Annotated in this window: 37 protein-coding genes; 31 read left to right on the top strand and 6 right to left on the bottom strand. The window is 45.0% G+C overall.

The annotated features are described in order from the left end of the window. Nucleotides 1-85: 85 nt before the first annotated feature. The gene (locus MHZ92_RS20225) at nt 86-568 is read right to left on the bottom strand and encodes a PH domain-containing protein (RefSeq protein WP_239433523.1); all 483 of its coding nucleotides are present in this window, start codon (nt 566-568) and stop codon (nt 86-88) included. Nucleotides 569-663: 95 nt separating this feature from the next. Then, nucleotides 664-1,374, bottom strand: coding sequence for a hypothetical protein (locus tag MHZ92_RS20220; RefSeq protein WP_239433522.1), 711 nt, complete (start codon nt 1,372-1,374; stop codon nt 664-666). 190 nt (nt 1,375-1,564) lie between these two features. Between MHZ92_RS20220 and MHZ92_RS20215 the strand changes: the two genes are divergently transcribed. After that, entirely contained in the window at nt 1,565-2,425 is an 861-nt protein-coding gene (locus tag MHZ92_RS20215; protein ID WP_239433521.1) for a ParM/StbA family protein, read from the top strand. Continuing rightward, nucleotides 2,422-2,667, top strand: a complete 246-nt coding sequence (locus MHZ92_RS20210; protein ID WP_239433520.1) for a hypothetical protein — start codon at nt 2,422-2,424, stop codon at nt 2,665-2,667. Before MHZ92_RS20215 ends, MHZ92_RS20210 begins: the two co-directional genes overlap by 4 nt. A 22-nt stretch (nt 2,668-2,689) precedes the next feature. Here MHZ92_RS20210 and MHZ92_RS20205 read toward each other — a convergent pair whose 3' ends face one another. Together MHZ92_RS20205 and MHZ92_RS20200 are read right to left on the bottom strand one after the other, a co-directional pair. Beyond that, complete coding sequence (locus tag MHZ92_RS20205) at nt 2,690-3,016, bottom strand: helix-turn-helix domain-containing protein (RefSeq protein ID WP_239433519.1); 327 nt, start codon at nt 3,014-3,016, stop codon at nt 2,690-2,692. A gap of 99 nt (nt 3,017-3,115) precedes the next feature. Next, nucleotides 3,116-3,337 carry a helix-turn-helix domain-containing protein gene (locus MHZ92_RS20200; protein WP_239433518.1) on the bottom strand — a complete coding sequence of 74 codons (222 nt, stop codon included), beginning with the start codon at nt 3,335-3,337 and terminating at the stop codon, nt 3,116-3,118. A 185-nt stretch (nt 3,338-3,522) separates the two neighbouring features. On the opposite strand from MHZ92_RS20200, the gene MHZ92_RS20195 reads away from it, so the two are divergent. The 28 genes from MHZ92_RS20195 (at nt 3,523) to MHZ92_RS20060 (ending at nt 19,215) form a co-directional block, all read left to right on the top strand. Then, complete coding sequence (locus tag MHZ92_RS20195; protein ID WP_239433517.1) at nt 3,523-3,810, top strand: hypothetical protein; 288 nt, start codon at nt 3,523-3,525, stop codon at nt 3,808-3,810. Between the two features lie 20 nt (nt 3,811-3,830). Next, a complete protein-coding gene (locus MHZ92_RS20190; RefSeq protein ID WP_239433516.1) occupies nt 3,831-4,238 on the top strand; it encodes a hypothetical protein in 408 nt (135 codons plus the stop codon). Next, nucleotides 4,225-4,515 (top strand): hypothetical protein, encoded by a 291-nt coding sequence (locus MHZ92_RS20185; RefSeq protein WP_239433515.1) that lies wholly within the window; start codon nt 4,225-4,227, stop codon nt 4,513-4,515. Before MHZ92_RS20190 ends, MHZ92_RS20185 begins: the two co-directional genes overlap by 14 nt. 1,009 nt (nt 4,516-5,524) lie before the next feature. Next, a complete protein-coding gene (locus MHZ92_RS20180) occupies nt 5,525-5,785 on the top strand; it encodes a hypothetical protein (protein WP_239433514.1) in 261 nt (86 codons plus the stop codon). Beyond that, nucleotides 5,786-5,965 carry a hypothetical protein gene (locus tag MHZ92_RS20175; RefSeq protein ID WP_239433513.1) on the top strand — a complete coding sequence of 60 codons (180 nt, stop codon included), beginning with the start codon at nt 5,786-5,788 and terminating at the stop codon, nt 5,963-5,965. It abuts the gene before it with no gap. 254 nt (nt 5,966-6,219) lie between these two features. After that, a complete protein-coding gene (locus MHZ92_RS20170; RefSeq protein ID WP_239433512.1) occupies nt 6,220-6,411 on the top strand; it encodes a hypothetical protein in 192 nt (63 codons plus the stop codon). Between the two features lie 13 nt (nt 6,412-6,424). Beyond that, nucleotides 6,425-6,940, top strand: coding sequence for a helix-turn-helix domain-containing protein (locus tag MHZ92_RS20165; RefSeq protein WP_239433511.1), 516 nt, complete (start codon nt 6,425-6,427; stop codon nt 6,938-6,940). 272 nt (nt 6,941-7,212) lie between these two features. Beyond that, on the top strand, nt 7,213-7,995 hold the full coding sequence (locus MHZ92_RS20160) for a hypothetical protein (protein ID WP_239433510.1): 783 nt from the start codon (nt 7,213-7,215) through the stop codon (nt 7,993-7,995). A 121-nt stretch (nt 7,996-8,116) separates the two neighbouring features. Beyond that, a complete protein-coding gene (locus MHZ92_RS20155) occupies nt 8,117-8,425 on the top strand; it encodes a helix-turn-helix transcriptional regulator (RefSeq protein WP_239433509.1) in 309 nt (102 codons plus the stop codon). Continuing rightward, nucleotides 8,412-8,711 (top strand): hypothetical protein, encoded by a 300-nt coding sequence (locus MHZ92_RS20150; RefSeq protein WP_239433508.1) that lies wholly within the window; start codon nt 8,412-8,414, stop codon nt 8,709-8,711. Before MHZ92_RS20155 ends, MHZ92_RS20150 begins: the two co-directional genes overlap by 14 nt. A gap of 13 nt (nt 8,712-8,724) precedes the next feature. Further along, nucleotides 8,725-9,048, top strand: coding sequence for a hypothetical protein (locus MHZ92_RS20145; protein WP_239433507.1), 324 nt, complete (start codon nt 8,725-8,727; stop codon nt 9,046-9,048). Continuing rightward, nucleotides 9,038-9,259: a hypothetical protein gene (locus MHZ92_RS20140; RefSeq protein ID WP_239433506.1), complete on the top strand. Its 222-nt coding sequence runs from the start codon at nt 9,038-9,040 to the stop codon at nt 9,257-9,259. Before MHZ92_RS20145 ends, MHZ92_RS20140 begins: the two co-directional genes overlap by 11 nt. A 242-nt stretch (nt 9,260-9,501) precedes the next feature. Then, nucleotides 9,502-10,101: an HNH endonuclease gene (locus tag MHZ92_RS20135; RefSeq protein WP_239433505.1), complete on the top strand. Its 600-nt coding sequence runs from the start codon at nt 9,502-9,504 to the stop codon at nt 10,099-10,101. Beyond that, nucleotides 10,098-10,271, top strand: coding sequence for a hypothetical protein (locus MHZ92_RS20130; RefSeq protein WP_239433504.1), 174 nt, complete (start codon nt 10,098-10,100; stop codon nt 10,269-10,271). The genes MHZ92_RS20135 and MHZ92_RS20130 overlap by 4 nt, the downstream gene beginning before the upstream one ends. Before the next feature lie 21 nt (nt 10,272-10,292). Continuing rightward, complete coding sequence (locus MHZ92_RS20125; RefSeq protein WP_239433503.1) at nt 10,293-10,457, top strand: hypothetical protein; 165 nt, start codon at nt 10,293-10,295, stop codon at nt 10,455-10,457. A gap of 34 nt (nt 10,458-10,491) precedes the next feature. Further along, the gene (locus tag MHZ92_RS20120; RefSeq protein WP_239433502.1) at nt 10,492-10,653 is read left to right on the top strand and encodes a hypothetical protein; all 162 of its coding nucleotides are present in this window, start codon (nt 10,492-10,494) and stop codon (nt 10,651-10,653) included. Further along, nucleotides 10,650-10,820 (top strand): hypothetical protein, encoded by a 171-nt coding sequence (locus tag MHZ92_RS20115; RefSeq protein WP_239433501.1) that lies wholly within the window; start codon nt 10,650-10,652, stop codon nt 10,818-10,820. Before MHZ92_RS20120 ends, MHZ92_RS20115 begins: the two co-directional genes overlap by 4 nt. Before the next feature lie 3 nt (nt 10,821-10,823). Continuing rightward, nucleotides 10,824-11,591: a hypothetical protein gene (locus MHZ92_RS20110; protein WP_239433500.1), complete on the top strand. Its 768-nt coding sequence runs from the start codon at nt 10,824-10,826 to the stop codon at nt 11,589-11,591. A gap of 88 nt (nt 11,592-11,679) precedes the next feature. Then, entirely contained in the window at nt 11,680-12,249 is a 570-nt protein-coding gene (locus MHZ92_RS20105; protein ID WP_239433499.1) for a hypothetical protein, read from the top strand. Between the two features lie 75 nt (nt 12,250-12,324). Continuing rightward, the gene (locus tag MHZ92_RS20100) at nt 12,325-12,681 is read left to right on the top strand and encodes a hypothetical protein (RefSeq protein WP_239433498.1); all 357 of its coding nucleotides are present in this window, start codon (nt 12,325-12,327) and stop codon (nt 12,679-12,681) included. Next, nucleotides 12,674-13,033, top strand: a complete 360-nt coding sequence (locus tag MHZ92_RS20095) for a phage tail tape measure protein (RefSeq protein ID WP_239433497.1) — start codon at nt 12,674-12,676, stop codon at nt 13,031-13,033. The genes MHZ92_RS20100 and MHZ92_RS20095 overlap by 8 nt, the downstream gene beginning before the upstream one ends. 253 nt (nt 13,034-13,286) lie before the next feature. Further along, the gene (locus tag MHZ92_RS20090) at nt 13,287-15,653 is read left to right on the top strand and encodes a phage tail tape measure protein (protein WP_239433496.1); all 2,367 of its coding nucleotides are present in this window, start codon (nt 13,287-13,289) and stop codon (nt 15,651-15,653) included. Then, nucleotides 15,650-16,330, top strand: a complete 681-nt coding sequence (locus tag MHZ92_RS20085; protein ID WP_239433495.1) for a hypothetical protein — start codon at nt 15,650-15,652, stop codon at nt 16,328-16,330. Before MHZ92_RS20090 ends, MHZ92_RS20085 begins: the two co-directional genes overlap by 4 nt. A 64-nt stretch (nt 16,331-16,394) precedes the next feature. Further along, nucleotides 16,395-16,814: a tail assembly chaperone gene (locus MHZ92_RS20080; RefSeq protein ID WP_239433494.1), complete on the top strand. Its 420-nt coding sequence runs from the start codon at nt 16,395-16,397 to the stop codon at nt 16,812-16,814. Nucleotides 16,815-17,065: 251 nt separating this feature from the next. Then, a complete protein-coding gene (locus tag MHZ92_RS20075; RefSeq protein ID WP_239433493.1) occupies nt 17,066-17,614 on the top strand; it encodes a hypothetical protein in 549 nt (182 codons plus the stop codon). Nucleotides 17,615-17,616: 2 nt separating this feature from the next. Further along, nucleotides 17,617-18,048 (top strand): phBC6A51 family helix-turn-helix protein, encoded by a 432-nt coding sequence (locus MHZ92_RS20070; protein ID WP_239433548.1) that lies wholly within the window; start codon nt 17,617-17,619, stop codon nt 18,046-18,048. A gap of 70 nt (nt 18,049-18,118) precedes the next feature. Continuing rightward, entirely contained in the window at nt 18,119-18,316 is a 198-nt protein-coding gene (locus MHZ92_RS20065) for a hypothetical protein (RefSeq protein WP_239433492.1), read from the top strand. Nucleotides 18,317-18,378: 62 nt separating this feature from the next. Beyond that, complete coding sequence (locus MHZ92_RS20060) at nt 18,379-19,215, top strand: hypothetical protein (protein ID WP_239433491.1); 837 nt, start codon at nt 18,379-18,381, stop codon at nt 19,213-19,215. A 1,180-nt stretch (nt 19,216-20,395) separates the two neighbouring features. Here MHZ92_RS20060 and MHZ92_RS20055 read toward each other — a convergent pair. Both MHZ92_RS20055 and MHZ92_RS20050 read right to left on the bottom strand, forming a co-directional pair. Further along, on the bottom strand, nt 20,396-20,935 hold the full coding sequence (locus MHZ92_RS20055; protein ID WP_239433490.1) for a site-specific integrase: 540 nt from the start codon (nt 20,933-20,935) through the stop codon (nt 20,396-20,398). Nucleotides 20,936-21,012: 77 nt separating this feature from the next. Next, nucleotides 21,013-21,162 (bottom strand): hypothetical protein, encoded by a 150-nt coding sequence (locus MHZ92_RS20050; RefSeq protein ID WP_239433489.1) that lies wholly within the window; start codon nt 21,160-21,162, stop codon nt 21,013-21,015. A gap of 426 nt (nt 21,163-21,588) precedes the next feature. Here MHZ92_RS20050 and MHZ92_RS20045 point away from each other — a divergent pair, with 426 nt between their 5' ends. Next, nucleotides 21,589-21,924 (top strand): hypothetical protein, encoded by a 336-nt coding sequence (locus tag MHZ92_RS20045; RefSeq protein ID WP_239433488.1) that lies wholly within the window; start codon nt 21,589-21,591, stop codon nt 21,922-21,924. Nucleotides 21,925-22,436 lie beyond the last annotated feature (512 nt).

Below are 22,436 nucleotides of genomic sequence, written 5' to 3'. Positions count from 1 at the left end.
AGTACCCTTATCCATAACGGACGGGGTGCTTTTTAATTCAAAAAAAGAAAAACGACCGCGTAAGCAGTCGCTATATATATCCGTATTAAATTCCGAGCAGCTGTTTCTTTTTCTCGGCGAAGTCTTCCTCCGAAATGATGCCGTCGTCCACTAGCGCTTTATATTTGCGCAGCTCCTCCGAAGTATCAACTTTCGTTTCCACTGGCGCAGGTGCCGATGACTTACCGATCCTTGAACGTACATACTCGACGAATTCCGCGTACTGCCCCGTATTTATCATGCTCATTTCAGCCTTGTTACCGGACGCGAAGATATTAAGTTTGTGGCCCATTGCGCCTTTTCCGGCTTCGATGCTTGAGATATTAGAGAACGGAAATGACTCCGTTTCATAACCGAATGTCTTCTTGCAATAGAAGAATACTTGCCGATCCGTTGCGATAAATAAACCGTTACGAAGCGTACTCTTTCCCATAATCTCCGACTTGAATGCGCCGAATATCCAATACTTGACTTCTTCACCGTTTAAATGCTCCTGCGCAAACTTAATCAATTTTTCGGGTTTTGCCATTGTATAGCCTCCTAATTTTATTTTATATCCATCATAGTACAATTGGAATGTACTGGCAATTTAGAATAGTATACACCGCGAAATTAACGTACATACTAATCTGAATCATCCTCGGCTAGCTCGAACTCGTCAAAGTCGTCCAGTGTCCAGCGATACGTTTCGCGATCAACGGCTTTATCCGGTATCCGTTTACCGAGGCCGCGCGCTCTTTTCGAGAATCCTTCGACTAACTGTACGAGTATTTGATTCCACGATGTCTTGTAAGGATTGCGATGATTTATAAAGCGCATTAGTTTCCGCATTTCTTCATCTTCCTCGTAACCTAATCCTAGACGGTTAGTATGCTTCTGTAGCATTTCCTCGATGATTCCGTGATGGCGGATGCTAAAGTCTAGTAAGACTGCGGTAGCTCGCGTCGGAGATACGTCTAGTAAACTCGCAAGTAGTTTAATATTGTCGTCGTATTCCTCGCGAATAAAGCGTAAGTGTATACGCTCGGTCTCGACGTGTTCGGGAAGTTCGCGCAACGATGGCTTCATATCATGACCGTAATGCATCGTGCTGCCTACGAGTAAAATGCCCGTCTGCATATAGTCTCCAAAGCGGTGCGTTACGTCGTGCGTCTTGAATCCGTAATGACAAAGCAGCTCACCCGTAGTTTTCACCGGCTGATCGAGGATAAATGCAAGTCTCTCAATCTCGCGTTTCAACTGAATAGGTACGTAGGGCGCGACCTGCACTTTCTTATCCGATCGTTCTTTGCGTTCAACTTCGACTTCAATTTTCTTTTTGCGAAGCCATTGCAAAGACTATCCTCCTTTTTCGGTTATAGTACCGCTACCAAGTAGCAAGTAGCGGACTTATTTTAGCTTATGCTGAGAATTGGTTGCATATTAACCAATTTTGTTGCGTAGAATGTTCTACAAGCGTGGCACAAATTTCCCTCTAATTTCTCGAATGTGCCACAACTGTACTACAAAAATGGAGGGGTTTTTGATGAGCGTTTTAAATTTGGGGATTGACGCGGGTAACTATCGGGCTAAGACAGCAGGACCTTACGGAGTGGATTCATACCGGACTGCGATCTGTAGTTGGTTCAAGCGGAACATCGAGGAGGATTTTGGAGAGGACGATATGGAATTCGAGTACAACGGAAGGAAAGGCTTTGCAGGCACTCTAGCTTCCTATGAGGATATGTTCGGGGAATCTGGAATGTACGGCGATAACAAGGCGCATGACGATACGGTGATCCGTGTCCTGCTCGCAATCTATCGTTACACTCAAAAGTATTGCCCCGGTTTCCTGAGGTTTAATATTATCGTGGGGCAGCCTATCGCGACTCATAAACCGTCTGAGAAGAAGAAGCTCATAGATATGCTCGTCGGTCCTCATAAAATCATTGTCAATCGGAAAACATTTCACTATACAATCGAGCAAGTCAAGGTAGTAGCCGAAGGTACCGGAGCATTCTTCGCTTCTCCTAAGAGCGGGCGCATACACATCATTGATATCGGGAGCGGAACGGTCAACCTCGCAACTCTGACGGATGCCAAGCACATCAATCAATCTTCCGGCACGTTCAATTACGGCGTGGAGACTACTGGCGGTAGGGATAACGTTGACAACCTAGCTAGAGCCGTGATTCAATCTACAACTAAACTGAGGTGGCGTGAAGAAGAACCGATTTATGTCTGCGGCGGCGTGACGGAAGAAGTGATACCTGTTCTATCTGAACGCTATAAAAATGTTCAGCCGATCATTCCGCAGTTAAACTCTCATAACGGTATGCAGATTCATCTACCGACCTTTGCGAATGCTATTGGCTTCTACGAGCTGGCAAGGCAGTTATATGAATGAGAATCACACCGTCCGTCAGCTTCAATCTAGACAATGACTATGAGCGCGGACTGCATGAGTTCGCAATGGAGCAGGATAAGTATTTCTCAAAGTACGTTAAGCGGCTGATAGAAAAGGATCGGTCAGGTACGATGACGATAGCTGCTCCCGCGCCCGCTCCTGCGGCTGTTATGCCTATACCTATGCCTCCGGTTGAAAAGCCGATGAAGTTTACTAAAGCGGCATTAAAGGCGTTCACATGAGAAAAAGAGGGGTCGCAGCCCCTCAAATCTTAGAACGGAAATATCGTATTAATCGAATCGCATCGGCAATCTCTCGTTCTGTAGTTTCCACTCCGTCGATGAAAAACCTTTTTTCGGATCGTGATGCTTCGGTTTCCGGTGCTTTTAGGACATTACCGAAAAAGTCATTAGGGTCTACTCCATAAATTTCGAGAATGTCATTTAGTAGTTCGGCTGTGATACCATATTTACCGCGTTCAATTTTGGATAAGTTGCTCCAATCATAATTTATTTTCTCAGCTAGTCCTTTTAATGTATCTTTATTTCCCTTCCTTAGTTGCTTAATTCTCTCTCCTAAACCTTCGATCATAACATCACCCAATTAAATTGTACTAAAGAGTTCGTATATTCACAAAAGGAATTTTATAGGTAGGCTATAGAAGTCAACAATAAAGAAAGACCTCGCAAATTACTTCGCGGGGTCTTTTCTGTCTTCTTCATATTCAATAATATCGCCGACTTTACAATTAAGTACCTTACATAACCGATTCAATGTTTCGTATTCTATTCCACTATTTACCTCGCGCAATATCTTCGAAATTCCGTTACGGTGCATGCCAGCAGCCTCCGCAAGAGTTCCGATATTGTAGCCCTTTGCTTTCATTGTTTCCTTTAGTTTAATCACAATCACAGTTATTACCTCCTTTTAGTAGCTCCTATTACTATAAACGAATACTAAGGTGTCTACATCTTTTTTATAATATGCATAAAAAGAGTTGACAATGCACACTAAGGTGTTTATAGTGAGAATTAAGAAATGCACACTAAGGTGTTCAAAAATGAAAGGGGTTATAAAATTTGAGGCGCATTCAAGTAATGCATTCAGACTACAGCGACGGGCCGGTACTCGGATGGACTGATTATACGGAAGGACTGCTTATCAATCCTCGCATGGTTTTAGAACCTAATCAAATGGGTTTAGGCTTCCTCGTATACGATAAGCCGATTACGGATGAAGTTTTGACAGTATCAGTTCACGATGCAACGCACTATCAGCTCGAAATCTTTCGCGGCAATTCTGTTCAACATATGGACGTCGAAAAACTGGCGCATATGCAGGTATGGGAGCTTGGAGAGTTTATCACGGGCACGGACAAACTATAACGTTTAAGGGGGAATGGGATATGTTGACAATCAAAGATGAACTAATGGAAATCGAAAAAGGGTGGACAGTGCATATTCGCACTATGCCGATAATTGAAGGTGTGGAAGTCGTAACGATCGATAACAAAGAAGCATCACTCCGCGTTAATGGTGAGGATATCATCGAATTTAACTGGACGCAAGAGGCGGCAACGTTATTCGCAAATATAGATGTATGCGAGCCGATCGAACTGCTCGAACTACTCGCGAGACTTAATCGCCAACTGAACGGACGGCTCGGCGCAAGTCGGAAAGGTGGCTGTCTAATGGGTTGGCAATTGGTACCACGCGAAGAAGTCGCCTTGTCACCGGCAGAACAGGCGCAAGTAGAAGCGATCCTGCGACTACTGGACGCAGTAGAAAGGGGAGTTCCACATGAAGCCGCATGAAAAATACGTCGATCAATTAAACGAGCTGAATGAACGGATTCAATCGGACTTCGAATATTACCGCAATATTAATTCGCAGATTGATAAACGACTCAACGAGCTAGGCAAACGCGGCAACATCGAAGAAACTGCGGACGAAATGCGTATGCTGCTCGAAGACCGTGCGCGCGTTAAGGACATATCGCTGAAACTGCTACCGTTGCGCGATTTCTTCCGCAACAATTACGAGGAAGTAGGCGACCGGTTGGCGCGACTGGCCGAGTTTGATCGTAAATAGGGGAGTCATGTTTAGGGAAGGGACGCTCACGCGTCCTTTTCTTATATAAATATTAGGTCTTTAGGATTATTTTGCATGGTCGATGTAGCAATTGCATAGTTGCGTAGGGGGAAATTGGAGTAAGAGGAGAAAAAGAAATTTGTGAAATCAGTCCGCGCGACGCGATTTGAAACGATATATCTATTAGGAGGGAGATTTCCGTCCGTTTAGGTATCCACTTCCGATTTTGAAACGTTAATACCTATGAGGGGAGTTTCGCGAATATCCGACGTTAGAATGAGCGTTTGACTATATTAATATAGCTTTATGGTGAAAAAGAGATATGTAAAGTTTTTCCAGCGAAAGATTGTGAAATGAAAACTTGATGGGTGTTAATGGGGTCTATTTTAAATTTAATTCAAGGAATTTCCATTACTAAATGTCTAGTTTAGACACAAAGTTGTCACAATTTACAGGACTTTAGTCATTGCTTAACCTAATATTTTACATTCACAATCTACTATATAGTGAGAGGAGTAATTTATTTTCGAGGAGGAGGTAGGTGATCGTGTTTCGGGCAGAAAAAAAGGGGAGGTGTGTTTTTCGACGCGTTCTGGACGCGCAGGAGACGTTCTGAGGTGTTTTTAGGGTAAGGACAGCCGGAACACCTTAAAAACGTTCTACGAGGCTTCTAGGGCGCTTTAAATCGATGCGCTATTTTCGAGCCTGATTTTAGCTCGTTTTTAACAGTTTTTAGGTCTTTTTATTTTCGTAGTATAACAAAAACGCAGTTCCTTCCTCCTTAGTTTAGCATACTGTTTAATCGTTTGTAAACAAGAATGAAGAATTTCTTAAAAAACTTTTTAAAATAAACGCAAAAAGGCTAAACAACCGAAATTATCAGCCGATAATATACTTAGGTGTATCTATTTTTTCGCGCAATACACCTATCTTATCACTTTAAGTCAATTATAGCAGTGGGCGCGGAGTATTGCAAGCGAAAAGATTAAAAGAAAAGGGAGCGATTTAATTGGAGATAGCACACGGAGGAATGATCGACCTTAAAGGAAAGTGTTTTCATTGCGGAAATGACACGCGACAAGGCGGAATATGGCAAGGGATCGGCTACGATGTCGCGGTTTGCCCGGACGAAGATTGTATGCGGGCGCTGCTTCACACGGTTTACGACGCGATGAAAGACACTATGCCTTTAGACGAGGACAAGCGCCACGTCAGCCGATGGTTTATGGAATTGACAGCGGAAGTATCGACGGAAAAGGGGCGGATTTAATTGGCGAAACACTACAAGGATTGGTCGCAAGAGGAATTAATTGCGGAAATTAAGGAGGTGAAAGCGGAGTTAAGGCGCAAGACAAGCGCGTTAGACCGGATTTTGGGTTACGCAAAGAGCGGAAATCTAAGCGCGGTGAAAGCGGCGGCAGGTAATGCGGTGAAACCGAAAAGACAGTAAAAATTACAGAAAGGGAGCTGTATATGGAGAAATTTCAAGCAGTCGAAAGCCGAGAACTTGCGTTGAAGTTGATCGACGCAGGTCACTTATTTCTATGCAAGATGGAATCAGAAACCAGGCACGGGGTTATCTATCACATATTTCTTAATTCTAAGAAGTTGCAGGCGGATTTAACGACTTACTTACCTGAACGTTAATAACTGCTGTGATTTCTTCCCCGATTACAAACAAATTTTACTAAGGAGGTGTGCATCTTGAATGTCGCTAAAAAGTGTATCCGCTCGTTTCGTGTAGCGCAATTTCTTATGGAGCGCGGCCATGTACCAGTCGGAACGGAACGTTCGCGGAAATCAGAAGGCTTTAACGTCTTTATTTTCAACGAGACTCCGGCGTTATCGGAGGACTTTGAAGAAATCATGCGTGGAATCGCGCAAAAACAATACTGAGGGGGATTTATTAATGACGAAAAACAGCCAACAAACACAGCCAAACGTAGAAACGGAAGTAGAGAAGACAGAAAGTGCGTCAAAGGCGTTACCATTTGCGGTTAATAAGGGGTGGACAGGCGTGCCTAATTCGATATTTACGGTTTACACCAAACACCCGGAGATCAATGCGACCGCGATAATGGTCTATACGTATCTGTTGCGTCTGCATAACGATGATTACGGCTATGCTTACCCGTCGCAAGTTGAAATGGCTATTAATTTCGGCGTTACTACCGGAACGATAAAGAACGCAGTCGCGAGGTTGCGAAACGCCGGACTGATTACAACTAAATATAATATTCGACACAGCAACAATAACTATTTTTTTAACAGGCCGGTCGAAACCGTGGAGGAATTACTAGAGAAGTTTCCTGAAATTGAGGGGCATTTAAAAAAGTTGGAAGAGAAGGCGCAAAAGACACGGGAAGAAGCAGAGGCGGAGAAAGAGCGACTGGCGAAAACTAGGCAGAAAAAGGCGGAAAGCTAAATTTAATACTGTCCGGTAGTATAAAAAAATATCCGACAGTAAGGTTGTTTTTGTTTACGTTACTAAGACCTACTCTATTAAGAATTACTTTATTAAGACTTACAAAACATAGTCGCAAAGATTAAAAACCGTTGTTCATATGCTTGCGCATATTCACTATCTACGTATATAGATTATTGCGCCAAGTATTTGAAAACAACCAAAGACAGACAAGCCGTCGGACAATTTTTTATCCGACCGTAAAAACAGCCAAATTGAAAAGGGGAATTAATATGACAACGACAAAAAATAGTACACAATCAATCGACTACTCAACGTATCCGCGCCTAAAGGCATTTCACGCAGTACAGTACGGTGAAGGCTTTCAACAACGCAATTACAGCGTCCTAGAATCGTATGCCAACGTAGACGACGTTACACTCAAACGCGCACCAAGAACGACACTAGAAGGCGCAGCGCGCGATATGATAACAGCGGTAGAACGCGCCGAGCAAATCGCTATTCGTGCTAATCCGCCGGTCAATTGCAAAGGCTACGTAGAACGCGCTGACTATCCGATCACATCGTTGTATAGCGATTATAAAGAGGGCATAGAGGCGGAGGAACGAACGTGGGCGGACTATCGCGCCGAGCGTAAGAAGTGGCGCAAATGCAAGCATATGTATTGTCTGAACGTATTTCCGACTGTCAAAGACAACTTTAAACTATTCCCGGCCAAACGCAAGGGTGCCCGCTATTGTTGCGATGGTTGCCGAGTGGCGCACAAAGACGCACACAAGCGTTACGAGGCGACGGGATCGTACTTGCCGGTTTACTACTATTTGCCGAAATTAACCGAGTCAGTGAACGATGAAGCGCGTATGTATGAGAGTGCGTATGAAGCGGATAAAATCGAAAAACAAGTGGATAAGAAGCGTCCACAACGTCGCGTAGTCGTCCGCAAAGTGAACGATAAAGGTACGTCGGGCGGGGTGGTTACAACGTATAAAACGCGGGCGGAAGCAGTTGCAGCGTATGATGATGTGGAACGTGAAGGGTGGGTGAAAATAAATTGATTAAATTGAATAAACTTTCGCGAAAACAAGAAAATAAGCGTGGGAAAATTCCCTTATATAGTAAGAGGGCAGATGTGCCCATTATTTTTTAAGGACTTACGCATAAAAAGGAGGGTTAGCAATGGAGAATAACATTTTTAAAGACATGCGTTTGCAGAAAAGGATGACACAAAAAGAATTTGCAGACGCGCTTGGCTTATCGCAGTCCACAGTTGCACACATCGAAGCGGGACGTAGAGAAATCTCATACAATACACGTACTAGGCTTGCTCAAATTGTCGATGTTCAAGGAGAGTTTGCTTCTTTTTTTGAACGTTTAAAGGAAATCGAGCGCGTGTTTTCCCAATTTAATCATACCACGTCAATTTCAGAGAGTCAAGCGGACGATCAAATTGAATCTAAAGGGGAGTTTTACGATGACGGTACATGAACTAAAGCGTTCAATCACACGCAAAGTCACTGAACACACGGTATTAGCGGCAGTATCCACGCTAGATTGTTACGGAGTCCCGCATAGAGTCACTACAGCTTTACATGCGGACTTACACGAATTGGAGCAGTTAGAAAGTTCGCGGGTAGTTGACGCTGCAAAGTCGCTCGTAAAAGTAGCGATCGCTCACAGCATATCGCCAACTGAAACGACTTACGCGGATGCTCGTAGAGCGAGAGATACTTTAGGGGATTTGCTTATGGATACGAAAGAAATTAAGGGATAAGGGGAATGAGCTTATGGAAAAAATCGATTTAACTTTAAACATTGAGGAAGACGATGGCGGCAAAGGCTTCAACGTGACCGGCGCACTAACCGCTGCGGGAGAAACAACCGATATAGACCGGTATTTTGGCGGAGGGAACGCTATATTTCCGCTATACATCACGTTGCGCGACGAAATAAAGCACGTCACCAACTGCGAAATAGTCATCAACTCGAATCACCGTCGTTTCAAACGTGAAATAACGGAACTGGACGAACAGACTGGCACACTTGCGAAAAACCTCCGACGCGAAGCGCAGAACAACAATTTAATTATCCGCGTTTCGGATGGGAAATAACAAACTTTGGCGTATGGAAACGGGTTTTATAGGCGGTTACACGGAGGATCGCGAACTAATTAGACGTATCCGGCGCTACAAAGAGCCGAAAGGTTGGACGATTATGGCTGACTACTACAAGAACGGTAGATTTATCGGCATTCAGTATAAAGTGCCGATTTCGCAACGACGCGTTGCCGAGCGAATGTTCATGACAAATTTAGAGGACTAGACGGCGTTCTAAGACGTTTTAACGCAGGGATGAACGAATACACTCGAAACAATTTAAAGGTGCTGTAATCACACGGAAACGAACGTAAATCAGTTGTATTCACCACAATAAAACAGGTAGACGAAAAGGAGATAGACGAATATGAAAACGAATATGAAAACGATGTTACCATCGCTACTAGAGTTACTAAAGGTGATTAAACGCGTTGAGGGTAAGCTAGATAGTTTGGTAGGTGACCGCAAATGACAACACGGAATGAAGAAACGCGCCAGTGTCGACTTTGCGGTAAGGTCAAGGTTTTGGATTTATTCGAGAACGATAAGCGAGTAATCGGAGGGAAAACGTCGAGGTGTCGGGTCTGCAAAGCAGGATTAAACGATCGCGCCAGTACAGCACTTGCGAGTATGAAACAGAGGGCAGCGCGTCACGGTGCGGAGGTAGAGGTCACGATTGAACAAATCAACACCTTATACGAAGCCTTTGATGGTCTATGTATATATTGCGGAAAGTCGGAGGAAGGCGAAGAAAGACGACACGCAATCGACCATGTGATTCCGATTAGTCGCGGGGGAACTTCGCATATTTCGAATTTAGTCCTGGCGTGTAACAGTTGCAATGCCTCAAAGAACGACAAACCGCTTGCAACGTTCTATATCGATCAAAAGGAAACAGGCATCTTTCCCGGTGAAAACTTCGTAGTAGTTGAACAATTTCTCGCACTAATGTCGGGAACACCCGTTATAGAGTTGCGGCAATCACTTCTGATGGAACACGCGAAATGGACTACGGGTAGATTGTTCGAGCAATTGGACAAGCAATCGGAATTGGAGGGGGTTTCATGACAATCGACGAACGCGCACGCCTCGATGCACTTGAACACTTCGAAATGACCGAGGAAGAATTCGACAAGTGCAGGGAGGTAATCGAAGGTTCGTTGTATTACTCCAAACGGCGACTACATTACTCATGGTCGGACTTGAAGCAGGCCGTTCGAGACAGTTTTCGAAAATAAAGCGGAAGGAGCGCGGTAATTATGGCACGGAAGACATCGAAGCAGGTGCGCGAACAGAATAAGCCGCAAAACCTCAAAAATAGAGAATCAAAGAATAAGCAATCGGATAGGGAGCAGAAAGATAAGCGCGATATATTCGCTGAAAAGATGTTAAGGCAGCTTGCGGCGATGAAAAAAGCGGATTAACGAACAGTAGGCGAGTAAAGGGGAGGGTATTGCGTTGAAGGTACATGAAGGTATAACGACTATTCCGGCTGTCGCCGGCAGTAAATGTAGTCATACGACTGTATACGACTTGCGCAAAATGAAGCCTGATCTAATAGAGGCATACGGTTTGGAGCGCTATGTTTCGGATAAAACCGGCAAGGCGGCAGCGGTTTGAAGCAACGCGACATTCAAATCCAACGCAGATACGGTCCACATGGAATTACGAGGGTTATCGTGTGGCGCGACGGAGAGGAATACGAATTCACAGTCGGCAGAAACGTCGGGGAGCGGCGCATCTACGAACTGGCTCAAAATATGAAACTACAAAAAAGGGAGATATGAAAAATGACAGAAAAATACGTTGACGTACTAATCACAGAGGGAACAGATATCGGCGGAGGTCATAAGTACGAAGGAAATATATATCAATTGCGTGAAGAAGATGCGCGATTAATTGAGTCACAGGGTAAAGGTCAAATTACGTATGTTGCACCGCTAGAAACACATAAAAACACCATGAAAGTTTTAACGGAACAACTACAAGAGAAGTTGAAAAAGATAAATGACGACCCGAGGCTAACGGATTTCGCTAAAAGAGAAGACAAGAGGGCAGCAATAGAAGAGAGTGAAGGGATCGCGCAAGCCGTACAAGAACAATACGAACGCGAGTTACGGCTTCTAAGTGATTCAGCTCATGAGAAGTTCAGGCACTCCGTCCCCGAGACTAAACTTTCCGGTGATGAAGTGAGAACACAGGCACGATTGATTATGTCGGATACAATGCTGGCTCCTACGTTCGAGGGCGCTATTGAAGTTTTAAAAGAACGTATTGAATATTCAGATCCTAGTGTACTAAGGGAATTACAATCACATTTCTATCAAATCAAGACCGATTTACAATCGAGAATGTCAAACAGCGATGATAGGATCAAACGGATTAAGCAAGCGGGAGAACTCACTAAAATATACGATAGCCTCAAACAGAAATCTATGACACCGGAACAAGCGGAATTAAAGAAGCGGGCGGATTTGTATGCAGCGCTGACTCAACAAAGAGGCGATGTTCGGGCGGATTTCATTAGGACTACGCAAATCATGCGACGGAAATTGTGATATTAAAGCTGTTAGAAAATGATATTAGAATAAAAAACAATTAGAAAATGATATTAGAATAAAAAACAATTAGAAAAGGGGAATGGAAATGACAAACTTACAAACATACCAAACTGAAATAGAAGGCGATATTCAACGATTCAAGACAGCGGTTCGTTTCGCGCAAGGATCGGAAGAAGAAATAGCGGAAGCGGTCGATAGAGCGTGGGCAGTCCTCAACGATCGCGCCAGTGAAGTCAGAAGCAAGTACGCAGCTTTCCGCGAGGAAACGATTGCAGGAGCGCGCAAACAAGCGGCTTTGAATCCGGTATCTTACGAGCCGTGGGATCGTTCTACAGCTAAAAACAACGCACACGACGTAATCGTTGATTTAATCGCGGCAAATGATGCTACGGAGCAAAACGCTGTACTCAAAAAACTTGAAGACACGTTGAGATACTTTTCAGACGGGCAGAAAAGAGCATTTCGTCCGCAATTGATAGCAATTAACGGACTACTAATCGACAAGGCTGCGTCGAAGGCTTCACTAAAAGCGGTAATCAACGAGATTAAGAACGTTGCGAAGCCGTATGACGACGCGTTGGCAGAAGCCGAAGCGTTGCCGACAGTGATCGGAGAAGAATACGACACGCTGAAAGCTGAAAGAGAAGCGGAATAACTAAAAGCATAGCGACGCGATGAAGGCTCCCGAATGGGGGCTTTTTTTGCGTGCGGAAAATAAGGAGGAATGGAAATGGAGAAGGAAATGAACACAAAGGAAGATATTCAGCGCCTCGTAATCGAATACTACTACGGGACGGGGAAACAGATGCAACAAGTAGAAGACCTCTCGAAAGTTTACGAGGGCGCAAGAGTTGCCGAGTCAAGGTTCATGGAAGGCCTCGCGCAATTGGAAAAATTAAAGCTGACGCCCGAAGATCGTCGACACTTCTCATTACTACGCGAAGCATTCTACGATGTTATTCGTTCAATGCGTGAAATTCGCAAAGGAAACCACACAAAAGCGACGCAGTACGGTAGCCAGTCCGGAGAAAAAGCGTTCCGATATACGTTAGCGGTCGGAATTAAAGTAGGCGATCCGAGTGAATAACGGCGATATCTTAATCCGCGTGGGTGCGGATATTTCAGCTTTTAGTAGATCCATGCGTCAAGCGACTTCCGAACTAGATAGATTCCAGCAGCAAAACAAAGAAACGTTCCAATCATTTACAAAAGTTGGGCAGGCACTTACTGCCACGGGCCTCGCTATAGGCGGCGCGCTAGGTTTAACAGTCAAATCTGCGGCCAGTTTCGATACTTCGATGCGGAAGGCAGGCGCAATTGCGGGCGCAACAGCCGAGGAATTCGACTTAATGAAAGCGGCAGCGATCAAACTCGGAGCAGATACAAGTAAGAGCGCAGGGGAAGTTTCTGAGGCTAAACATACATGGCCCGTTGCGTAGAAATATGCAAATGACAATCGCGTGAATTCATGGAAGGCTAAGGCGCAAGCTACGCTAATCATGAGCCAAGCCCGTACGGAAACGGCGGGAAGGTGCAACGACTACCTCACGGAGCCGTAACGTAAAGACGACGGCAGTAAAGAGGCACGAGCGCGCGACACCTTAACGTCAATTGGCGAAGGTGATGATATAGTCTGACCTTGCGGGAAACCGTAAGAAGTAGCGGATAAAGAGCCGTTACAAAAACACAGTGATGACAGAAATGGCCGCGAAAGGTTTCTCAGCTACACAAATAATTGCAGCAATGCCAGGGGTAATCGCAGCTTCCGAAGCATCGGGGGAGTCTTTGGCATTAACGGCAGACACCGTTTCATCTGCGCTTAATATTTGGGCGTTAGAAGCAGGAGAAGCCGGACGGGTCGCGGATATCCTTGCGACTTCTGCGAACGTATCTGCGGCAGGTATTACCGACCTCGGTTATGTTTTGAAGTACGCCGGCGCCCCAGCCAGTGCGCTCGGAATTTCGTTGGAAGAATTGGCTGCTGCGGCCGGCCTCGTTATTGATGCAGGAATTGACGGGAGTTCCGCTGGCACAAGCCTTCGGGCGTCACTCTTAGCACTAAATAACCCGGCAAAAGCGCAAGCAAAAATAATGAAAGAACTCGGATTCTCGTTCCAAGACGGCGAAGGAAACGCGAAAGGTTTAGCGGAAATGATTCGCGACATGACATCCGCAACTGAGCATATGAGCGAAGCAGATAAAGTCGCAACACTCGGTAAGCTAGTCGGTACAGAGGCGGTTTCCGGATTCCTAGCTCTTATGAAAGCCGGTCCTGACGCGATTAACGCGAACACGAAAGCACTCGAAAATAGTGCGGGTGCGTCGCAAGAAGCGGCAGATAAGATGATGGGCGGTATCGGTGGAGCGTGGGAAGAAATGATGGGCGCGTTTGAGTCGGCAGCAATCTTAATTGGTGACGTGCTAGTTCCGTACGTGACGAGTTTTGCTAAGAAAATCGGTGAGCTAGTCGATAAATTTAACAACGCGAGTCCTGCGTTTCAAGATTTAGTCGTAAAAGGAACGGCGATTGCGGGTGCCTTGTTGCTTATCGGTGGACCGTTGCTCATGTTGGTCGGAGCCATTCCTTCTATCATCGCAGGAATCACCTCGGTAGTGACGGTATTCGGTGCGGCGAAGTTGGCTATTGCCGGCTTAGCGACGGGTATTGGGCCACTATCAGCGGCGCTCACATTCTTATCGGGGCCGATCGGTCTAACAATCGCGGCGATAGCGGGAATAACGGTCGGAGTAATCGCGCTCGTAAGGCACTTGAAACAGGATGCGATACCGGAAGTCGATCGATTCGGTAAAGGTGTTTCGGACGCTACGAAAGAAGCGCTCGGAGGATTCTTCGAGTTGTCGGACGGTGCTTCGCAGGCGATTGCGGATATGTCCATTAACTCGAGTAGAATAACGGGCGAAATGGCTACGGACTTAATCGGGAAGTACTCGGAAATGAATAAGCAGATTCTTAGCGCGATGAATGAAAGACACGCAGCGCAAGAGGCTTCTATGGCATCCTTCTTCGCTAATTCTTCCGTCCTTACTGACGAGCAAGAAGCGGCGATATTGCAGAAACAGCAAAACTCACACGACTTGCAAGTTATGGCACAGGAAGCGAAAGAGACTCGCATTGCGGAAATCATGAACGCGGCAGCGGAAGCTAACCGTAGGCTTACGCAGTCCGAGCAAGACGAGATTAATAGTATTCAAAAGTCGATGAACGAGAACGCCGTTAAATATCTGTCTCAGAGCGAAGTCGAGCAGAAAATCATCATGGAGCGCTTGAAAGAAACGGCTGGCGATCTATCGGCGAAGCAAGCTGCGGAAGTTGCTAAGAACTCGGCAGTACAGCGGGAGAAAGCCGTTACGGAGGCAGAAGCTCAATACGACCAGACTATAGCGGAAATCATTCGTATGCGTGACGAGACAGGAGCTATTACTGAAGAACAAGCAGCGCAGATGATTGCGGAAGCTACACGCGCGAGGGACGGTTCTGTAAAGCAAGCGGAATTAATGCACCAAGAAGTCGTTGAGCGAGCGAAAGCACAGGCTGGGGAACACATCGACAACGTAAACTGGGAAACCGGCGAAGTGCTTTCGAAGTGGGAAGTCTTCAAGAACGGCGTAGCGGCTAAGTGGCGTGAAATCGTGAAGGCGACCGGATTAAAGATTGGTGAAATGGTAATCGGAGTCAAAAAGAAATTCGAAGAAATCCGCGATGGTGTACTAGAGAAAATGGTTGAAGTTAAGGAAAAGATCGAAACCGGATGGAAAACGGCGGAGGCATTCCTTAAAGGTATTAACCTTCTGCAAATCGGTAAGGACGTCGTGCAAGGTCTTATTGATGGAATCAGCGGTAAATTTAAGGATGTAAAAGCTAAAGTGTCGGAATTAGCGAACTTACTTCCTGATGTGGTGAAGAATTTGCTCGGTATTCATTCGCCGATAGAGAAATCTAGTCCTAAAACGAAAAAACGAGCTGCTAAACTAGCGGTGCTATTAAAAACTATGAAACCGAGTGAAAAAATACAAGCGAAGCAGGTGAGTTTTGCATGACATTAATTATGAATCAAAACTTCGGTCAATTATTGACTGTAATGTCCAGTGATACGCGGAAGGTTCTACGTATGAACGTGTTAGGGACTATGGTTGAGTCCAAGTTTACCGGAGATAAGTCGAAAATTGAACGCCTATCACCTTACTGTATCTTCGGGGGTGGTGGAGGAGATTCAATCGTCGACGAAATTAAACGGGAACTTAAAGAGTCGGGCGGGAGGTACATCGAGGATTTTATCGAACCGTTTAAGGCTTGCGTCGCCCGTTTATACGGTGATTCAGCTTATAAACGCAAGATGAATAACGATATATATGCGCAGGTAATGATAACGGGATTCAATGCGGATAATTCACTAGGAAGGGTATCGTTTGTGACGGGCAGAGATAGCGAAGTCGAGTATACGATCCTCCCAAACTACGGCACTTTACAATTTATTGCGCCGTCAGAGGACGAAATGGAGGCAGCTGCGGAGAATGTGGAGTACGGTACCCCGGCAAATTACCGAGCGTACGTCGATCATACGGTAACGTTTCTATCTGAAATTCAGCGCGCCTTCCACTTGAATAACCCTGACGCGGTATCAGAAACATTCGAGTACATCGCAATCTATCGCGATCCGGACACCAATGAGTTTTCATGCTTCGAGGATTCAATAAACTTAATCGAACAGAAGTAAGACGGGTGCGTAACTGCCTCGTCTTTTTTAATACAAAAACCTAAAATAATGGAGGAATTACACAATGACAAACTCAAATACAACGCCAAAAACAACTAAAGCACCGAAAGCAGTAGAGCCTTTAATGTTCAAAATTGAAGGGGAAATGCAAGAACTAAAATTGAACTACGCAGGAATTAAATACTTGAACGGACTGTATGAAGGCGGTTCATTCGAGCTTATCGGAAAGGCGCTCATGGGCGACATTGAAACGTTCCCGCACATTATCCTAGCTGCACTCAAGCACACGGACGGGATTTATAACGAATACGACGTTGAAGAATCATTAGATGAAATGATCGAAGCCGGTGAGCTATCGCTGAAAGACGTTATTCGTATAAGTAACGTACTTGTCGCGAGAAGTCCCTTCTACAAGGCGACCGTCGATCAGTTAATGAAAAACGACCCGGCGGCACAGGCGTCAATAGATGCGTTAATGGGGTAATAAATACGCAGTAAGACGGCTACTGCTGACTGACAAACGTAATCGGTGCGCTAGCGTCGAGGGGCATCGTGCTTACTAAGGGCGACCGCTGACCCCCGAGATTATCACCGAGTAAGTCCGTTGCAAAGCCCGGACGCAGTTGTAACGGCAGAAATCGGTCGGAGGTACGAAGGCAAACGTAAGACGGCGGCACTCCTTCGCGGGGTGTCGTTCTTTTTGCGTGTGTTAAATCGGAGAAATGAGGTGGTATCGTGGGTAGTGTGGATATCGAGAAGATGAAAAGGCAGATAGCGGAATGGAAAGCGGATCGGGTATCGCGGGGATTATCACCTAGCCCGCCCGCCGGTTTTGTAACAGACGAACATGCAGCGCGATTACTACATGAGGTAAAACCGGTATTTGACGTACTATCGGGATATGCTACGGTAATGGCAAAAACGGGCCAAGTGGTAGACGTTGATATGAGCGTCTTCGATCCGTTTGAAAAGAAGTTGCTTATTCTGCGGTATGCTAGGTCAAACAGTTACGCGGGGTTAGCGTTTATGCTCGCAAGTTCGTTAAGCGTGATTAAAGCGGCTCAAGAAGGGCGTATGTCGTATCAAAGAATGATGGAAAATGTAGTACTCGCATTAAAAGCATTTAGCGACTCGCACCGCAGTTATGCGCGAATGAAAGAGTTTGAGGATTGGGACGGAATACTCGAAGCATACGACCAACAACGTATAGCGGAGATCGAGGAAGAAGCGAGACTCGAACGAGAGTACGCGGAAAATCAATTGAAAGGGGAAAAGACACAGTGAGAATGAGTTTGGCGCAGATGAAAGAAATATTAACGCCGCAACAACAGGAGTGTGCGGAACTTATCGCAATGAATGAACTGGAATACGGTGTCGGAGGCAAACGTAAAACACTCGAAGAAATCGGGGAAATCGTAGGGGTGTCGCGCCAGTCTATACACAAATGGAAGCAGATACCGGCGTTTCTCGAGTACATGTCGCATGTATCGTCGCAACATATGGCAGCTACACGACCGATGGTTTATTCGCAGCTATTGACGGCAATCCGCGGTGGGAACAACGGGATACCATCGATAAAGGCGATTGAACTGTACTTGAAGCTATCGGGCGACCTCGTAGAACGTCGGGAAGTTACGCATGTTGAGGATTACCGTACTCCGATGTCACGCGAGCAAATCGCCGCAGAACTAGAGGAAATCACGCGCAGGCTACATTGATAATTGACGACGCAAAAAAGGAGTTCCCCTTATTAACGTAGAACTACTAGGTTAGTAGGGAGGTGCTTAAATGACATTTCAAGGCAAAATTATTCAGATGGTTGCTAATATGAGCGATAGCGAATCGAAGGAATTACTTGCGCGGATATTTCTTAAACTAGACCGTATAAATAATTACGACTATCCGAAAACAAAGGCCCATGACGAGATATACGAGATTTACCGAGAGGAAGTCGTGGGGAGAATGATTTTCGACAAAGAAGGATAATGAAGAACTGAGGGCGTCCGTCATGGGCGCTCTTTTTTTATGAAAAAAAGGGGAGGTGTCATATGAGTAAATACGAGCAAGTAGTCACGGAAAACGGAGAAGTAGGCGTATTTGTACCCGACTCCGCTAACGCAATTATACGTACGCCCGAAGAAGTCGAACGCGCTAAGATGTTCGCTACATTACCGGCTCGCAAACGATTCCACCACGGTCGCAACTACTTCGTCAGTTATAACGATGCTGTAGCGGAGATAATTAAAGACTTGTCGCTAATCGAAGCAGGCGCGCTAATTAAGCTATTACTTACGCTGAAAATGAACGGTGACGGACGTATTATGTCGGCAGGTAAGTCGCTGAATAAGGCGGACATTGCACGGCTATTAGGACGCAGTAGGTCGGCTACTAACGAGATTATCGACCGTCTAATATTAATTGGCGTACTGATTTCGGATGATACCGGATTCCGCATAGACGAGAAATTTCACGTCATGGGCAAGATGGCAGCAACCGAGGTATTTACGAAGATGTATACGGTGAGGACTCGCGAGATTATAGCGGATTTGAAGCTGAGCGAAATCGGCTTGCTATACAAGATTATACCGTTCTTTCATTACTCCGAGTATTACCTTTGCGTTAATTCGAATGCCGACCCTAAGAACATCGAATATATGTTGCGTGAAGGTTTGGCGGAAGCTATCGGCCATGCTCCGGCTACAGTGACGAGGCTAGTCAGTAGGTTACAAAGTGCTGGCGCTATCCTTGTGACTGGCACACGGAATGAAGCGCGTTACTTAGTGCATCCGGATTTAATGTTCCGACAAGCGGAGGGTACAGAAACGAAATGGACGTGGGCAGTACGTAAAATGTTCGACGATCATGCGAAAAAGGCAGGTCGCTGAAATCTCAGTGTGACCAAAACCGAACAAATCGGGGTTTCAGTGTGACGAAAACCGAACACGTCAAAAGTGGCGTGAGCCTTACGGAGAGTAGGCGTTAGGCGTGTTTTACGTGAAAGTGTCGTCTTCTTCTTAGATTAACGCTAATAACGATTGGCGCAATAAACACAGTAATAAGTACCTTAAACATACGCCTCAATTCCAAAACCGGGAATTTCGGCGGGTCTTTCTCTTTTAAAGTAATAGGCGCAATAGATAATAGTGACACGTCCGACGGCGTTAGCCGGAGGTATGTTTTAGGTCGGTACGACAAGCGGGGACATTATACGGGGAATGTATTGCGTTGATATTTACATATCGCGGACATTCCTACATAGAGGCGATTAGTAGACGCAGATACAGCGTACTATCACCGGAGATACACCGTACTATCTGCGGGTATATAGCAACGTATGAACAGGCGGTAAGGTGACGTGGGCATAGCGTTATATGGTAACGTATGATAGGTCGCAATGGTGACGTTAGATTTACGAAAGTTTACGCGATGAACGGATACTTACGGTTGATAGTTGCGTACGATCAGGCGATGCCTAGTTACGTGCGAGGACCTCCGAAACTTCGGGGTTGAATCGACAGACTATTCCGATAGTGTTAATTGAATATACAACGGACACAACTCGTATACACCGTTTATGCAGCGGAGAGTGTTCGCTTACTTTTCGTAAGTGTACGCATATCAACGATTAGGCGACTGTATAAATACATAGGCGATCCATTAGCGGCTTAACACCGCATAGATGGCGTCATAACAACGTTTGAGGGCGATAGTGAGCGTATCTTAATGCGATTCTGTTACGATAGATATACGGTCAAAATGAATAAATATAAACGTTCACACTATCGCAATTGTATAAGCAACGATGATAATTCGATAAATTGTTTGCGAAAGTGAAACGATTCTGAATTAAATAACCCGGGGGCATTGTTTGAAAAATTGACACAATTACAGGTGATTCTTAAACGCGGAAATCAAATTTTAAACCTCGGTGTCAAAAAAATCGCGACAATTTTTCGTAATCTTCGGGGTCAAATCGGAGTAAACCGCAGGGGTCGTGTAAACCTCGCAGGCGTCCGTAAATGAACGCAAAAAGACGGCCATCCCCGAAGGAATAACCGTCCAAAATTACAGGCATATGTCGATGTGAACCGAGTCGATATCGTCCTGCTCGATACCAATATAACGGAGTGTCTCGCGTTCTGACGAATGGTTGAGCGCCTTCATTATTAGCGGCAACTCTACGCCTCTCTCGTAGGCAAATCGCCCGAACGTTTTGCGCATCGTATGTGTGCCGATCCTCATATGCGCCAGTCCTGCGCGCTCAGCAGCTTCGTTGAGGATGCGGTAGGCTTGAACGCGTGTAATCGGCTTGCCACCGTTTCGACTCGGAAACAGCCAATCATCCGGCTTTGCGTCCGCAGATAATAACGTCTTAACGGCTTTTTTAATGCTGGCGTTAATCTTAATGCGCTTGCGTTTGCCGGTCTTAGATTCGACGACCTCGATATACTCGCCGGTTACGTCGCTTACTTTAAGTTGCAGAAGGTCGCTCACACGTAGCGCGGTATTAATTCCGATAGTGAACATTAGCAGGTTGCGCCCATGCAGCGATCGTTTCATTGCGTCGATTTCCTTCGTCGATCTAAACGACTGGACTTCGTTCATGTTATTCGCTCCTATCCATCAGTGTAATGTTTTCTTATGTTATGTTACACTCATTGTATAACGGAAGAAGTTGGAAGTCAACTACGATTGCGCAATCTAACGTTTAAATAACGCCGTTCCTCCGTGTAGCCTCCGTAGGAAAATATGTATGTCGTAAATGTATCGCCAGTAGCGCCGCGTTCTAGGCGTAGTTTATTCGCACGCATGTAATCCGCAGTCTCTTTCATATCGCGCTGTACTGCGTCAATCGCATCGTAGTTATAATAGAAGGTACGATGTCTTGACTGCGAAATAAGACGAGTGATATAGTGAAAATGAAAAATCGGTCGAATGACCGCTCAATGACCGAATCAATTAACGATACTTAAAGCGCTGATAATAACGTCGTGTAAAACCGGTCGGGGGTTCGAATCCCTCCTGGGACGTATTAAAAACTATACTCGATAAGAAGTAAGAAGATGGCCGTAAACGTTGATCAGCGTTTACGGCCATTCTTTGTTTTTGGGGTAAGGTTTACCCAATACACTTACAACATCTGCTCTTATAAGCGATACAAGTTTCTGGTTTATCAATAGTAGACCTGATAATACTATGATAGGGAGTTATAATGTTATTAGTGTTATGAAAGTTGAAAATGAAAGGGGAGGGAAAGTTTGAAGAGTAAAATAAGCTTAGCGATTTTAACCACAATATTAATAGGTGGTATTCTCTTTTTTACTACTTATTTTGCATATGAAGAAAGCGATGAATTCTATAATTTCCCGATACCAAAAAATGCCCAATTACTCAGTGGTAATGAAAATGTTGCTATTTATAATTGGTCAAAAGCCACAGAAGAAAATGGAATTCCATTTGTATATGAGATAATAATCAAATCAAAAGGATGGAGAAATGTTGGTAGAGAAGGTGCGTCAACTTATTATGAAAAAGAGGGGCATATAATCGATTTAATTTCTCAAACGGACGAGTTAACGATAATTGCGAAATAAGGAAACATGTAAACATACAAAAGGGATGATCGAATTAACGGTTATATCTTCTTAACTAGATTGAGGGGGAATAGCACGTTATAAACGAACTGTAACATACCATTAAACATGGCACAGAACATTTTTTTGAAATTATGGTTGCAATCGATATAATTTGATGGTATATTATTAAACGTCGCTTCTGAGAGAATGGAAGCTGAGAGAATGGAAGCGAGAAAAAATATCAAAAAAGATGTTGACAATACAAACTCGATTTGATATTATATAAGAGTTGCTTCTGACGGAGCGACGCAAAATGAACCTTGAAAACTGAACAGCAAAACGTCAACAAATAAAGTCTTGAAGCCGACCCCGTCGGAGGACAGACAAACGAATCTTCGGATTCAAAAATGACATCTTAAATGATGCCAGCAAGAAACTCGAGCTATTCAAGTTTCTCTAACCTTTCTATTATAGAAGGTTCGTCTGGCGGTTGAGGTGTGGTGCAGTGCTAGGAAGCGAGTGAGTGAACA

This window comes from Sporosarcina sp. ACRSL (genome assembly GCF_022346605.1).
Taxonomy (GTDB): Bacteria; Bacillota; Bacilli; order Bacillales_A; family Planococcaceae; genus Sporosarcina.
Note: the sequence above shows the minus strand (reverse complement) of the source record. Positions and strands in the feature narration are given on the sequence as shown.